Here is a 15336-nt window from a genome sequence, read left to right as displayed (position 1 = left end):
GAGGTATGGATACTAGCGAAAGTTCGTTATTAAAAAGAAGCTTAAGTAAATCTATCTATTATATAGTGTGCATTGTTATTGCCATCGTAATGTTTCTACCTTTTTATTGGAGTGTTCTTACATCCTTGAAGCCTGACGAAGAGATATTCGCCATGCCCATCCGTTGGTTTCCTTCACATTTGACCTTAGAACACTATCGTAAGGCATTTACTACGGTTCCGTTTGCGCTCTATTTCTGGAATTCGCTTGTACTTGCAGTAGCGGGTGTACTGGCGAATCTGTTCTTTGGTTCCATCAGTGGATACGCGTTCGCAAAGCTGAATTTTAAGCTCAATAAGCCAATATTCCGCGTGCTGCTTGCGGCGATGATGATACCAGGCATTGTGACGATGATCCCCACGGTTTATGTCATGCGCCATATTCCTCTTTTTGGAGGCAATGATATTTTTGGTAGCGGGGGTAACGGGCTGATGAACTCATTTTGGGGGATTATTCTTCCGGGCGCTTCTGGAACCTTTGCTGTGTTCTTTATGCGGCAATTCTTTCTCACCTTACCTAGTGACATGATGGAAATGGCCCGGATTGAAGGCTGTGGAGAGTTTAAAATATTTTGGCGGATATATTTGCCGCTGACTAAACCGGCGCTGGCTACTTTAAGTATCTTTACCTTCCAAGCGGGCTGGAACAGTTTCTTATGGCCAATGATTGTGCTGAATGATCCCGACAAAGCAACGATTCAGATGGGACTTCAAGCTTTCTCGTATAATTTTCAAACAGACTACGGTCCAATGATGGCTGGAGCGCTGGTAGCAATCTTGCCGATATTGGTGTTGTTTTTAGCGCTTCAGCGTTATTTTGTACAGGGGATAGCCTTCAGTGGTATTAAGGGTTAATGCAATAAAAATCGAACCAGGGAGAGAGTCTATATGAACCAATTGGAGACAGGGATTTGGGAGGAACGGGCGAATCAAGCACAAGCTGCATTGGATTCATTATTCTGGAATGAAGCGATCAAAATGTACAATATAGAAACACCTTGTCCAAATGGAGAATGCAACACGATTTTTCATTATTGGTGGATGGCTCATGCTGTGGATGTATTGGTAGATGGACTACAGCGGACTAGAGAGAACTGGTATGCCGAAAGGCTTTCCGCACTTCATGAAGGTCTGCTTCAGCGAAATGGTGGAGTATGGCCAAACGAGTTGTATGATGATATGGAATGGATGGCTCTCGCGTGGCTTCGTGCTTATCATGCAACAGGAGTGGAAGGTTATAAAGATACAGCCCTTCTTTTATGGAATGACATTCAGACAGGCTGGAACGAGCATATGGGCGGTGGGATTGCTTGGCAGAAGTCACAGTTGGATTATAAAAATACACCAGCCAACGCACCGGCAGCTATACTTGCGGCACGCTTGTATCAAGCTTTTGGTGAAGCCAGCAATCTTGAATGGGCGTTAAAAATATACAGATGGCAAAAAGAGCATCTAGTAGATCCGGCAACGGGTTTTGTATGGGATGGCATGAATCGCACTGGTGATGGAAAGATCGATAAAGATTGGAAATACTCCTACAACCAAGGTATTTTCATTGGCGCAGCAGTTGAACTGTACCGTATCACTAAAGAGCAGGAATATTTAGAGGATGCTCACCTAACCTTTGCCGCCGCAGCCCATGAACTTGCTGACTCTCAGGGAGGTGTGCTGCCAGATGAAGGGAATGGTGATGCGGGACTGTTTAAAGGGATCCTGATTCGCTATACAGCTGAATGGGTCAAAGCTGATTCTGCAGCAGTTGATGCTGTTGATTTCCTACGTGCGAATGCAGAATGTCTCTGGGAACAAGGAAAGTCAGAGGACACAGTGTTGTTTGGCACAGATTGGACTTCGTCCTCTGCTGGTGTAATTCAGCTCAGCTCCCAGCTTAGTGCGATCAAGCTGCTGGAGAAGATGGCTGAATTAACTAAGGAACAGGGTTGAGGTGAGTTCTTAATGACACAAGCAAAGGAAGCCATAGAAGCAGTCAGTTGGCGGGAAAAGTCCGAGTGGTTCCAACAATGTCTACTACGTAATTATTATAATGCTGAGACGGGGATCATGAACCAATGGTATCCCAGAGAGTACAACGTTGCGGGGGAAAACTTTTATTATTGGTGGCAGGCTCATGTCATTGATATTTTAGTAGATGGTAATGAGCGTAGTGGAGATCCTGTGTATTCCTTGAGAATTAAGGAGCTAAGTCAGAGTCTGCAAGCTTATAACGGGGAGACTTTCAGGCATAATTACTATGATGATATGGAATGGACAGCATTGGCGTTGCTGCGTGCTTATCGGGTTACAGGACATGAAGTCTATTTAAATGCTGTGCTTGATCTATGGGAGGATATTAAGACGGCTTGGAATGAACAGTTGGGTGGAGGTCTGGCGTGGAAGAAGGATCAGCTCGATTATAAAAACACACCTGCCAATGCACCTGCCGTCATCCTTGCAGCCCGGTTATATGAACTTTTTCATAAGCAAGAGGATTTGGAGTGGGCGCTCCGTATCTATGAATGGAACAAAACATATTTGATGGATTCTACGACTGGTTTTGTGTGGGATGGGATGAATAGACTCGGGGATGGCCAAATCGATTACGATTGGGAGTTTACTTACTGTCAGGGAGTGTTTCTAGGCGCTGGCCTAGAGCTTTACAAGAATACGGGTGATGTTCATTACTTAGAAGATGCGAATCGAACGGCTAATACATGTATTGATCGGTTATGCGATCCAATTAATCTGATGTTACCTGATGAAGGTGTTGATGATACTGGATTGTTTAAGGGCATTCTGATTCGTTATTTGGTTCAGCTCTGTAAAGAGGTTCCTGAGGTTAGCAGGATTCGTGAAGTTATCATGGCCAATGCAATACAGTTGTGGGAAAAAGGTCTGGATAAACAACTGGGACTGTGCAGTTCATCGTGGGAAGTGAAACCGGAGCTTCCGGTTCAGCTGAGTATTCAACTCAGCGGCTTGATGCTACTGGAGGGTGCTGCGGCACTGGTGAACGAATAGCCTGAAATATATAAAGACACCTCAAGAGAGGTGTCTTTTTGTTGTTTAAATTAACTATCTGCAATTAGAAAATCCGATGTTTCCAGCCATTTAATTTAGCGATAGCCTCAATATAATAGTAGTCTCCATAGATCAGGGATACATCAATGAAGGAATTGCCACTGCCAGTTCCGTGCAATAAAATCGCTTCATGCTCCGGCAGCTCCCAGGTTGCGTAATTTTCCGTCAGTGAGCGCAGAATTCGCTCCGCTGCATTTGCATATAGACTTTTTTCGCCTAAGGGTACGATATCTGCAAGCTCTAATAATCCTGAAGCGGCTATAGAGGCTGCGGAGCTATCTCGGAACATTCGGGTATCATCCTCTAGGCGGAAATCCCAATAAGGGACTTGATCCTCAGGCAAAGCAGAGATGAAATGATGTGCGATCCGTTTAGCAGTGTTCAGGAAACGTTCATCTCCAGTGTGGCGATAAGTATTGATGAAGCCGTACAGTCCCCAAGCCGTTCCTCGGCTCCAAGAGGATTCAGCCGAATATCCTTGGCCACCAAAATTCTCAAGATAAGCACCTGTCTCTGCGTCAAAAGAAATAATATGTTTGGTGGATCCATCCTCACGTATGCCATATTGCATCGTCGTCTCGGCGTGGCTAATTGCAATATGCTTATAGCGGGGATCACCTGTCACTTTGCTGGCCCAGAACAGCAGGGAGATATTTAACATACAGTCGATAATTACCCAGCCGTATTTATCTTCATTCCATGCGCGGATGAATTTGCCTACAGGATTATAGCGGGCAGCGAGGAAGTTCGCTGCTTCAATTCCTCTGCGCAGGGCATCTTCGTCACCTGTAATTGTATGTTTGATTACAGCTGTCGGTAGGAATTGGAATCCCACATCGTGATGCATCTCAACTGTTGGTTTAATAAACCATTCCTCCAAGGTACCGTCCCAATGCCAAGCGGCCTCCTTGTATAGATCTTTTCCGGTCATATCATGCATGATCCAGAGGAGTCCAGGCCAGAACCCTGTAGTCCACCAATCTGAACCGATATCATCAAATTTGCCATCTTTTCCGGCGAAATGCGGGCACTTATCACCGATCTGCTCTATCATACGTTCTACTTTTGTATCGAGTCTACCCATGATCTCTTGCCAATAAGGGTTTGTCATTTTTACTGCCTCCAGTGTATTTAGAATGTTATGAGTATAGCTTTCTAAAGCTCAGGAAAGTTGTGTTTTGATATAAGGAAATGTTTAATTATTGTCATGTTGAAGTTGGCTTTTAATTTATAACTGACAAAATACAAACATTTCTGCATAACACATTAAAACTTTATCGGAGTTGGAAGCGATACAATCTACATGAACAGGAGGATGGTAAAGTGGATGACTTACAAGTATATAAAGCACCTAAAGATATCCCGGGACGTGAGGATTATAAGGTCAGAGTACGGCAGCCTGAAGGAGAATGGCAGAGCTTGTTTATTTACGAGGTTAAGGTAGATATGCATGAGGTACGTCCTGCATCCATGGCTTATTTTGATCTGGAAGGTACAGTAGAAGTTGAAGTCACCTGTCTTTATACGGAGATTGATTGTGTGAACATTGCTCCGGCTTCGCGTGGGATCACTTACGAACATCATGGAAATACCCTTTTGTTTAAGCTAACGGGTCCGCAAAAGTTATCGATTGAGATCAACGGTGATATTTTTCGGAATCTGCATTTATTTGCTAACCCTAAGGAGAAGGATGCCCCTCAACCAGAGGATGCTAATGTCTTAGTAGTCCAACCGGGTATACACCGGAAACCTGATCTTTTACGTCTGCTGGATAATGCCGCTGCTGATCCTCGTGAAAAGAGGAAGGTGCTTTATTTCGCTCCGGGCACACATTATATAGAAGAAACAGTATTGCCGGTCCCTTCGAAAACCACGGTGTATCTTGCCGGAGGTTCAGTGCTTGTAGGTTCCTTGGTATGCGAGGGAGTTCATGATGTATCCATTCGTGGTCGCGGTATAATTTATCTTGCGGATTTTCATCGATTCTCGGCCTTTCGAGGGATACGAATTGTTTTTTCACGATCTATAAATGTGGAAGGTATTACCGTGATTGATCCGCCACATTACAGCATTTTCATCGGGCAGTCTGAGCAGATTGTGATTGATAATTTCAAATCGTTTAGCACTCGGGGGTGGTCTGATGGCATTGATATTATGTCTAGTTCCGAGGTTAGAATCCGGGATGTTTTTATGCGTAATTCGGATGATTGTATTGCTATCTATGGCTCGAGATGGGATTTTTATGGAGATACCCGCAATATTAGCGTTCGTGATTCCATTTTGTGGGCGGATGTCGCTCATCCATTAATGATTGGTACACATGGGGACCATGAACGGAACGGGGACACCATCGAGTCTATTGTTTTTGCAAATCTTGATATCTTGAATCATCACGAACCGCAAGAGAACTATTGGGGGGCACTGGCGATTAATGCCGGGGATCGAAATAAGGTATGTAATGTTCTTTATGAGAATATACGTGTGGAGCGTATTGAGCAGGGGCAGCTAATTGATGTGCGGGTGGTCTATAACAAGGACTACAATCCAGAGCCGGGGACAAGTATCCGGGACATTACATTTCGCGACATCAGCTATAGCGGGACGGCCAACCCTTCACGAATTTATGGATATGACGAAGAGAGAGCTGTTTCAAATGTGACCTTTGTCAATTTAAGGATCAATGGTGAACTGATGGACGCCCCCCGCCCAGAGCTGATAGATATTAATCATTTTGCTGAGAATATACTCTTCGTTACTGAAAAAAATACGGTTGTGTAGATTAGATCTAATTACTTTTTCTATATTTTAACGGCGTCGTCCCTAAGACTCTTTTGAACAGTTGATTGAAATAAGAGGCATTTGGAAAACCAACTGTGATTCCGATTTGCTCCACAGGCAGGTCTGTCGTTCCTAACAAGCGGCAGGCCTGTTTGATCCGGCGGGCAGTCAGATAATCAACAAGCCTTCCTCCGGTTTCCTGATGAAAGATTCTGGAGATATAGGATTTGGACAGATGAATCTCCTCAGCTAACTGATCCAGATTAACCTCCTCATGATAATGCTCTTCGATAAAACTCATGATTTTCTCAGAATAGCGCAAGGTTCGCCGTTCTCCGGATTGGAATACATGCTGATCTTCAGTTCCTATACTGCTCAATAATTGAAGAATTAACAGTGAAATGTCTTCGGTATCCTCAGTCAGACTGACTTTTTTATTGTGGTTATATTGCTCCAGAATCCACTCCGCAGACTCAACGTGATCCTTAAGATCAAAGGCACAATGTGTATTTTTCCCTTGCCAAAGCGCTGTGAATAAAGCCTTTCTTTTCGCAAAACCCTCCAGCAGGTGCTCAGCAACATGTGGATCAATGTAGAAGATGGTTCGTTCAAAAGGACACTCGGGAGAAACCTCAGAATAGATCCGGTGCAGCTGATAGGGCTGGAAAAAGAATAACATTCCCCTGCGAATATCGTACATCTGCTGATTCACAACAACGTTTCCCTGTCCGCCATACACGAACATGACTTCACAGCATTGATGCCAGTGATAATAACCTTTGTAATAGTCGTCGGTATATATTTTATAATCCCAAATCAAGGTCTTATGTTCTTCAAAAACAACAGGTTCGAACAGCTGCTTCATAGGCCCTCCAAGATGACAAAATACAAACATTTTCTTATATTCCATTATAACTTTAATCGTTATGAAAGCGATACAATAAATACGTTAAACTATGAAAAATCCGGTAGTGGAGGGTAACATTATGACGCGAAAAATTGTTAATCCGGTGTTGGCAGGTTTTCATCCAGATCCGTCTTTTATTAGAGTAGGGGATGATTATTATATCGCAACATCTACTTTTGAATGGTTTCCAGGTGTAGAAATCCATCATTCCAAGGATCTAGTTCATTGGCATTCCATTTCACGTGTTCTGACTGAAGCCTCACAAATAGATCTGCGTGGTAACTTAAGCTCTGGTTCCATTTGGGCACCAGCGCTTTCTTATGATCAAGGCGTATTTTATCTGCTATTTACAGATGTGAAATCTCGCAAAAGTGTATATAAAGATCTGCATAATTATTTAATTATAGCGACGGATATCATGGGCCCGTGGAGTGAGCCGATTAGACTTAATGGCAGCGGATTTGATCCATTTTTATTCCATGATCTGGACGGGACCAAATGGCTGCTTAATATGCGTTGGGATTTCCGTAAAAATCACAATAACTTCTCTGGCATCATTATGCAGCAATATGATCCGGAGACTGGCAAATTAACGGGACCTATTCATGAAATTTATAAAGGGACACCTATCGGAGTGACCGAAGGTCCGCAATTGTACCAGAAGGATGGGTACTATTACTTACTGACAGCTGAAGGGGGCACTGGCATCAACCATATGGTTACTTTAGCTAGAAGCCGAAGCCTCACAGGTCCTTATGAGACTGATCCGGATTTCCCGATTATGACCACGGCACATGATCTGACCTACCCGTTTCAGCAAGCAGGGCACGGATCGCTCGTAGAGACTCAGAATGGGGACTGGTACATGGCGCATTTATGCACACGTCCGATTCCGGGAACGTTAACGATGAATCCGTTAGGCCGGGAAACTGCTATTCAACGCTGTGAATGGACAGAGGATGGCTGGTTGCGATTGGCCCACGGAGGGAAGCTACCTGCATTGGAGACCGTGGCTCCTGAACTGCCGATATTCACTTTTGAGGAGCTGCCAAACAGAGATGAATTTGATGGAGAGGTTCTTGGATTTCCATACCAAAGCTTGCGTGTGCCCTTTGATGAATCTTGGGTTAGCTTGAAGGAACGTCCGGGTTTTCTTCGTCTGCGCGGCAGAGAGTCGTTAGCTTCACTGCATGATCAGAGTTTAATTGCCCGGCCGATTCAACATTTTGAATGCTCAGCGACAACCTGTCTGGAATTCGAGCCGGATAGCTTCCAGCAAATGGCTGGATTAGTCCTCTATTATGATGACAGTGATTACTATTATTTGCGTGTTACCGCTGATGAGATTCGTGGAACTAGTTTGGGCGTTGTGCTGTGTAAAGGTGGTAAATACGATGAGATTTCCTCTATGCAACTCTCTGTGAAGAATTGGGATCGTTATTATCTAAAGGCGGAAATTCATGGACGTGATCTGTTGTTTTATGCTTCATCAGACGGGGTGAATTGGACAGCTGTCTGTACTCCCTTAGATTTTGGTACGCTTTCGGATGAATATGGCGGCAAGCTTGGCTTTACCGGTTCCTATGTCGGGGTATGTGCTCAGGATTTGGATCAGCAAGCGAAGCCAGCTTATTTTGACTATTTTGAATATAAAGCTTTATAGGGGTTCGGAAAAACCATAACATTCTTCATATTCTATTTTAGGATAAAATGTTAATTTTTACTTATCTTACATAGAAAGGGATGTTTATGATTTTGAAAAAGACTTATAAAGCCGCAATAACCTGCACGCTCTTGCTGAATCTGGCCCTGTCCTCTGCTGCAATGGCCGCACCCATCGACGTCGACGTGAGTAATTTGAAAGAAGTCCAGACTTCTGGACCGGAAAAGGTTTGGGTTGGAGAATGGAAGGGCGACGATACGATTATTGTGGACACACAAGGAAATGTTACTACAGTTGGAGAACTCAAAGAGTCTTCAAGCTTTGTACCTCCGGCAGATGACAATCTTATAAATAATGAATTGCTGGCACCGGAGCTGATAACACCTACTTTTGAACCAGATTCTCCGCAAGCCACTCTATCTTCCGCATATGGTCATGCGTGGCCGTATACAGCCGAAAATAGTTATGGGATTAACTGTTATGGTTATGCCTTAAGATTTCCAGGAGCAATCAATCCTGGTGATGGAGACGGGGTCTCGAATGTCAGAGATCCTGCCTATTTTACTAATGTGTATTATACTGCTGGTCTTGTAGTTCAAGATGGCAATACGAATCCTTTATACTTTAAGCCGGGTTGGCGGATACTTCCGGGCCGAACTGCAGCGATTAATTCCGATGAACATCGAATTGCACTTAGAGTGGGGTGGATCGACTCAAATGGCAATGGTAAAGTCGATATTCCTGAGGATAACGTTGATTACCACTTCATGCTTCAAAATAGCTCAGGTTTATGGTCAGAGAAACATGGACATCAAGCGTCTCAAAATACGGCAATTACAGATCCTAGCAATTTCGTCTGGAGCAATGGCTCTCTTTATGGTTTTTACAATAGCGTAACCGTTTATATTGCTGCAAAAGTATTTTAGAATTTCATAAAACATTACGTATGGAATAGCGATAGTCTTTTTTTGAAGATTATGGCTATTCTTTTTTTAGTGTCGAATTGTTTATGGGATTTTGTATACACTTTTTAGATTTCATGTGATACAATTAAATTGTACACAAATTAAATGAAGGTGGTTATTTTGATGGTATGGGTAGCTAATATTATGGTCGGTGTTGTTGCGTTAATACATATCTATATTGTTTATTTAGAAATGTTCGCTTGGTCAAAGCCAAAAGGGCTTCGAGTCTTTGGAATGACACAGGAAGTTGCGGATGCTTCTAAAACACTGGCAGCGAACCAAGGGTTATACAATGGATTTTTGGCGGCAGGTTTAATTTGGGGATTGGTTCATCCGAATGTAAATTTCGGCCATCAAATTGAAATCTTCTTCTTGGCAACAGTTATTGTGGCGGCATTATATGGTGGACTGACGGTGAAAAAGTCTATTTTGTTTATGCAAGGTCTTCCAGCTTTAATTGCATTAATCCTCGTGGTTTCGATTTAAGATAACATAGAAGTAATCGATTAGGTTTCTACCTCGCGTACATGCGTGGTGGAAGCCTTTTTTGCGTAAGATCAAGAAATTATCGGGTAAGGAAATGCGCTGGATTAAAAACAGGACAGGAATTATGAACAGGTGTACCAAAAAACAGTAGAGAAGTGGTTGATTAATGTGTTATAGGTACAGGTGTGGTCCTTAGATAAGATTTAAGGGACTTTTTCAAACCCATTACATGCTTGTGTGGGCTGAATGAGTAGACAGAATGGCGTTTAATCTGAAAGTTCTAGACTTTAAAAGTAAATTCTCATCATAAAAAAAGAGCTGCTACCCAGCAGGGATCACCTGTCAGGGAAACAGCTCTTTTTATGTGCTGGTTTAAATGAGGATCTTATTTAATAGAGGCTGCATAAATCGCTTCTACAGATTTGGAGAGGAGCGCGTTAAACTCTTCTTCTGACTGCACAGCGCTTAGTCCCTGTGATAACGCACGTGAGAAGCTGGCGATCAGTCCTTGATTATGGGCGAGCTTATCGTTGGCCTCCGCTTGTGTGTAACCGCCGGACAAAGCGACAATTCGCAAAACATGAGGGTCATCCATTAATTCGCGGTAGAAATTATTCTCCGTTGGGATGGAGAGCTTAAGCATGACCTTCACGTCTTTGCCCAGCGTAGACAATTGGGCCGATAGTTCTTCTTTTAGCAGCTTCTCTGAAGCTGTTTTATCAGCACTGTGGATATCAACTTCCGGTTCGATAATAGGAACGAGTCCCGCTGCTAAAATTTGCTTACCGATTTCAAACTGCTGTTCAACCACTTTTTTGATACCAGCAGGGTTAGCCTCTTTAATCACCGAGCGCATTTTTGTACCAAAGATCTTACGTTCGTTGGCCCGCTTCAGAAGATCACTCAAGCCTGGAATAGGCTTCATTAGTTGTACTCCGTCTTCAGGGTCGGCAAGCCCTTTATCAATTTTCAGGAAAGGCACAATCCCTTTTTTCTCCCATAGAAAATCGGCAGTATATTGCCCGTCTATGGAACGATCCATTGTGTTCTCAAATAAGATTGCACCCAGTATATGCTTAGAATCAAATGCAGGGCTCTTGATAATGCGCGTTCTCATCTCGTGAACCAACCCATACATTTGATCTTCATTAGTGTAACTGTCCTCTGCAACACCATATTGCAACAGCGCTTTAGGTGTACTGCCACCACTTTGATCCAAGGCAGCTATAAATCCCTGTCCCGTCCGAATTCGTTCCCATTGCTCCATATTCATGAAAATTCTTCTTCCTTTCGTGAACTGAATGAAAATTCTTATGTTCATTAACTATAACACTTAATGTAGCGGCTCTAAACAAATGGTATTGTAAACTCGGCTGGTAACTAGTCTATTGTGAGGGGGTTTGAATCTGCGATATAAGGACTTCTGGGTCCGGCTGTTCTATGAGGATGAATAGGTATCTACGTGTAAGGTCTCCTGAGTCCGGACTATCGATGGCGAGGACTTGCAGCGTCCGCATACGAGAACGAATCGACGTCTGAGGTCACCTGAGTCCGGACTAGCCAAGATTGAAGATACTACAGCATCGTTCGGACTGTATCGCAGCTATTTGGTGTTTTTGGAGCATTATTCAGAAGTATCGGACCGCATAGCTCTTATTGCCAAGTTTTTGCTCCAAAGAGGAGTGGATTTGGTCGAATAGCTGCAGCTGAGTCCGATAGCATGGCGAAATGACCAAAATCTGTGAAATAGCGCCTCCTGAGTCCGGACCGTCGATGGCGAGGACGTGTAGCCTCCGCAAACGAATAAGTATCGAAGTAGAATGTCACCTGAGTCCGAACCCATAGTTAGTGTGGACATAAAGCCTCAACTGACGTGTACGAATCGACGGCTAAGGTCTCCAAGATCCGATCTCGCCGCAGCGGAGATGCGGGTAAACATAATGTTACTCCAAGCAGAAACTAAAGACGCTCGATGCGAACTTTAAAGTGATCCCCCAAAGCGCACACTTAGCAAACTACACTCACAGGGTACTCCTAGCAAACTTCAGAACAATCCCAATGGTTCACCTAGCAAACTTCAAGACATCCACAGGGTTCACCTAGCAAACTTCAAGTCATCCACAGGGTTCACTTCATTTCTCAAGGTTCACCTAGCACACCTCAACTCGTTCCCAATGGTACTATTAGCAAACTTCAACCTATCCCCAATGGGCTTCTTTGCAACGTCATCTCATCCCCAATCGTTCTCTTCGCAGACTCCAAGCCACTCCAATGTGCTCAGCGAAAAATCCTTCGAAGTATTCTCAAATAATATTCCTCGAAGCAGTCACTTTTTATGCTTAATTCCCAAACTTGGAATCAAAGCGCATAGTCTTCATCAAGGCACGCCAGACCAAACCACTTCATTACTTAAAGTTAGTTTAAACACAGTGGAAGGATGAGCATATTTAGGCGACTGGGAATTTTGTTTATGTTGTAAACAGCTTTGTATGAACAATTTTAAATCAGAGTGTGTTAAGTCAGAGCGCCTAAACCCATGCTGGGAGCGGGTTGTTAAGTTATTTGTGGATTATTTCCCAGTAATTTAATACGAATAATCCAATAAGATAATTGATGTGACATTAATCATAATTACCAATTTGAAGCTTTGTGAAAATAATAACTTTTCGTAAATGTCGAAATGAGGTTGACGAATAAAAATATCAGTCGTATGATTGATTCTACTGAGTATGCTAGTAATTAAAAGTAAGTTAATAAATAATATATAACAGCGGGAGGAATGAAAGTGGAATCATCAACATTTGTGCTTTTTGGCGCTACAGGAGATTTAGCAAAACGTAAAATCTATCCTGCACTATATAACCTCTTTTTAGATGGTCAAATTTCAGGTCCTCTCTCAGTGATTGGATTAGGAAGAAGAGAAGTTTCAACCGAAGCTTTCCGTAAGCAAGTCCTGCAATCTTTGCAGACATTTTCTAGACAGCCGGCAGTAGAATCTCCACAGTTGCAGGTTTTCTTGGAAGCTTTTGAATATAGCGTTCTAGATGTAGGTAATACAGAGGATTATTTGAAGCTACTGGAGCATGTTAAACGTCGTGAGCAATTTTTTAACATTCCGGAGAATCGGATGTTCTATTTATCGGTGGGTCCTGAGTTTTTCAAGGAAATTGCCGCCAATATTCACTCCAGTGGTCTGGGATCTACGAAGGGCTGGAAGCGTCTGATTATTGAGAAGCCTTTTGGTACAGATTTGCAAACAGCAAGAGAGTTAAATGACAGCTTGAATGCCGTATTTACTGAAGAGGAGATTTTCCGAATTGACCACTTCTTGGGTAAACCGATGGTTCAGAATCTGGAAGTCCTAAAATATTCAAATCCTGTGCTTAGAGCACTGTGGAAAAATCGATATATCGCAAATGTGCAAATTACGGCGAGTGAGATTGTTGGCGTTGAAGAACGGGCAGGCTATTATGATAAAGCTGGGGCACTTCGTGATATGTTCCAGAACCATATGCTGCAATTGCTCATGATGATGGCGATGCAGCTTCCAAAAGGCAGTACACCTGAAGAGATCCGTGGGAAGAAAAGATATGTCATGGAGCGCCTCATTCCGCTAAGTAAAGACGAAGTTAATCAATATGTTGTCCGCGGACAATATGCTGAAGGTGAAATTAAAGGTAAATCTGTTGCAGGATACTTAGATGAACCAGGAATTAGCCAATCCTCACAAAATGAGACGTTTATTGCAGCGCGATTGTTTATAGATGATCCATTGTGGAATGAAGTTCCGTTCTATATCCGTACCGGCAAGAGAATGAAAGAGAAATCAACAAGAATTGTTATAGAATTTAAAGAACCGTTTAATGATAACAATAACAAAAATAAAGGGAATGACGTTCCAAATCTACTCATTATCGAGATCGGTCCGAATGAAGCCATTACGCTTCAGTTGAATACGAAGGATCAGCTGCAAAAAGGGAAACTTGAACCTGTCCTCGCTACTTATGAAGCCGGAACTTCAGACGTACCAGAAGCTTACGAAAATCTGATCTTTGATGCGCTTCGTGGTGATGCCACTTTCTTCGCTCACTGGAAAGAAGTCGAGCTGTCATGGCAATGGGTTACACCAATCCAGGAAGCTATGGAAGAGGGGCTAATGCCACTTCATACCTATGCTTCAGGTTCTTATGGTCCAGATGCGGCTGTGGAGCTTTTGGGTGAAGACCGCTGGTGGTTTGATGATGCAGATCAGGAGTCAGATCTTCTCGACGCTCAAGCAGAAGTTGCAGCAGCGCAGGAATCTATACGGCCAGGGGCTTAAGCCCCTGCCTGTTTTTTTTGCCAATTTAGCTAAAATACATCACAAGAATCTATAAATCGGAGGGAATTTACATGAAAGTAGGATTAGTTGGGTTAGGAAAAATGGGTTTTAATTTGGGTCAAAATTTGCTGGATCATGGACATGAGGTAGTTGCTTTTGATCTGAATGCACCTGCTGTAGAAGAAATGAAAGCTAAAGGCGCTAGTGGAGCAGTAACGCTTCCTGAATTGGTGCAGCAATTGGAAACACCAAGAATCATTTGGATCATGGTTCCGCATCAAGTCGTTGATTCAGTAATCGCTGAACTCACTCCACAATTGTCTAAAGGTGATATCGTTATTGAAGCGGGAAACTCGCACTACAAGGAATCTATTCGTCGGTATGAGGAATTGAAGGAGCACGGGATTCACTTTATGGATGCAGGTACCTCTGGCGGTATGGAAGGTGCTCGTAATGGCGCTTGTTACATGGTTGGCGGAGATCCCGAAGCTTGGGAGATTGTGGAGCCTATTTTCCGTGATACAGCTGTAGAAAGCGGCTTTTTATATGCTGGTAAGGCAGGTAGCGGCCATTTTCTAAAAATGGTGCATAACGGTATCGAATACGGCATGATGGCTGCTATCGGTGAAGGTTTTGAGGTTCTTGAAAAGAGTGAATTTGACTACAACTTTGAGGAAGTAGCTCGGGTGTGGAATCACGGCTCTGTTATCCGTTCATGGCTGATGGAACTTGTGGAACGTGCCTTCTCGAAGGACGCTAAACTAGATGAGATCAAGGGCATTATGCATTCGTCTGGTGAAGGCAGATGGACGCTTGAAACCGCCTTTGATCTACAAGCGGCGACTCCGGTTATCGCAATGGCGTTATTGATGCGTTACCGTTCCCTTGAGACCGACACATTCACTGGCAAAGTAGTTGCTGCACTGCGTAACGAATTCGGCGGACATGCTGTGGAAACTAAATAAGATTAGCCGACTCTGAATTGAGTGTTTACAAGCTCGAATTTCCCGCAATTTATGTTGCGGAGAAATTTGGGCTTTTTATTTTAAGGGGAATAGATAATGGGAAGTATAGATGGAGTACGAATTTAATGCAGTTTA

Annotated in this window: 12 protein-coding genes; 9 read left to right on the top strand and 3 right to left on the bottom strand. The window is 43.3% G+C overall.

The window, feature by feature from the left end:
- The first annotated feature begins 5 nt into the window (after positions 1-5).
- Genes MHH60_RS15220 through MHH60_RS15210 form a run of 3 tightly spaced genes read left to right on the top strand, consistent with a single transcriptional unit; the run spans position 6 to position 3056 of the window.
- Positions 6-893 carry a carbohydrate ABC transporter permease gene (locus MHH60_RS15220; RefSeq protein WP_076133832.1) on the top strand — a complete coding sequence of 296 codons (888 nt, stop codon included), beginning with the start codon at positions 6-8 and terminating at the stop codon, positions 891-893.
- Positions 894-926: 33 nt separating this feature from the next.
- On the top strand, positions 927-1982 hold the full coding sequence (locus MHH60_RS15215; RefSeq protein WP_232061389.1) for a glycoside hydrolase family 76 protein: 1056 nt from the start codon (positions 927-929) through the stop codon (positions 1980-1982).
- A 12-nt stretch (positions 1983-1994) separates the two neighbouring features.
- Positions 1995-3056, top strand: coding sequence for a glycoside hydrolase family 76 protein (locus MHH60_RS15210; RefSeq protein WP_256715065.1), 1062 nt, complete (start codon positions 1995-1997; stop codon positions 3054-3056).
- A 64-nt stretch (positions 3057-3120) separates the two neighbouring features.
- Here MHH60_RS15210 and MHH60_RS15205 read toward each other — a convergent pair whose 3' ends face one another.
- Positions 3121-4227, bottom strand: a complete 1107-nt coding sequence (locus MHH60_RS15205) for a glycoside hydrolase family 88 protein (RefSeq protein WP_076133831.1) — start codon at positions 4225-4227, stop codon at positions 3121-3123.
- A 212-nt stretch (positions 4228-4439) separates the two neighbouring features.
- Here MHH60_RS15205 and MHH60_RS15200 point away from each other — a divergent pair, with 212 nt between their 5' ends.
- Positions 4440-5894, top strand: a complete 1455-nt coding sequence (locus MHH60_RS15200) for a glycosyl hydrolase family 28 protein (protein ID WP_076133830.1) — start codon at positions 4440-4442, stop codon at positions 5892-5894.
- Positions 5895-5901: 7 nt separating this feature from the next.
- Here MHH60_RS15200 and MHH60_RS15195 read toward each other — a convergent pair whose 3' ends face one another.
- The gene (locus MHH60_RS15195) at positions 5902-6759 is read right to left on the bottom strand and encodes an AraC family transcriptional regulator (RefSeq protein WP_076133829.1); all 858 of its coding nucleotides are present in this window, start codon (positions 6757-6759) and stop codon (positions 5902-5904) included.
- A 121-nt stretch (positions 6760-6880) separates the two neighbouring features.
- Here MHH60_RS15195 and MHH60_RS15190 point away from each other — a divergent pair, with 121 nt between their 5' ends.
- From MHH60_RS15190 to MHH60_RS15180, 3 genes are all read left to right on the top strand, one after another.
- Positions 6881-8464, top strand: a complete 1584-nt coding sequence (locus MHH60_RS15190) for a glycoside hydrolase family 43 protein (RefSeq protein ID WP_076133828.1) — start codon at positions 6881-6883, stop codon at positions 8462-8464.
- Between the two features lie 92 nt (positions 8465-8556).
- Entirely contained in the window at positions 8557-9390 is an 834-nt protein-coding gene (locus MHH60_RS15185) for a hypothetical protein (RefSeq protein ID WP_143766637.1), read from the top strand.
- A 162-nt stretch (positions 9391-9552) separates the two neighbouring features.
- Positions 9553-9915 (top strand): DUF1304 domain-containing protein, encoded by a 363-nt coding sequence (locus MHH60_RS15180; RefSeq protein ID WP_076133826.1) that lies wholly within the window; start codon positions 9553-9555, stop codon positions 9913-9915.
- A gap of 385 nt (positions 9916-10300) precedes the next feature.
- Here MHH60_RS15180 and MHH60_RS15175 read toward each other — a convergent pair whose 3' ends face one another.
- On the bottom strand, positions 10301-11188 hold the full coding sequence (locus tag MHH60_RS15175) for a fructose bisphosphate aldolase (RefSeq protein WP_076133825.1): 888 nt from the start codon (positions 11186-11188) through the stop codon (positions 10301-10303).
- A gap of 1512 nt (positions 11189-12700) precedes the next feature.
- On the opposite strand from MHH60_RS15175, the gene zwf reads away from it, so the two are divergent.
- A complete protein-coding gene (gene zwf / locus MHH60_RS15170; RefSeq protein WP_076133824.1) occupies positions 12701-14236 on the top strand; it encodes a glucose-6-phosphate dehydrogenase in 1536 nt (511 codons plus the stop codon).
- Positions 14237-14307: 71 nt separating this feature from the next.
- Positions 14308-15201: a phosphogluconate dehydrogenase (NAD(+)-dependent, decarboxylating) gene (gene gnd, locus MHH60_RS15165; RefSeq protein ID WP_076133823.1), complete on the top strand. Its 894-nt coding sequence runs from the start codon at positions 14308-14310 to the stop codon at positions 15199-15201.
- Positions 15202-15336 lie beyond the last annotated feature (135 nt).

Source organism: Paenibacillus sp. FSL H7-0716 (assembly GCF_038002705.1).
GTDB lineage: Bacteria > Bacillota > Bacilli > Paenibacillales > Paenibacillaceae > Paenibacillus_AQ > Paenibacillus_AQ odorifer.
Note: the sequence above shows the minus strand (reverse complement) of the source record. Positions and strands in the feature narration are given on the sequence as shown.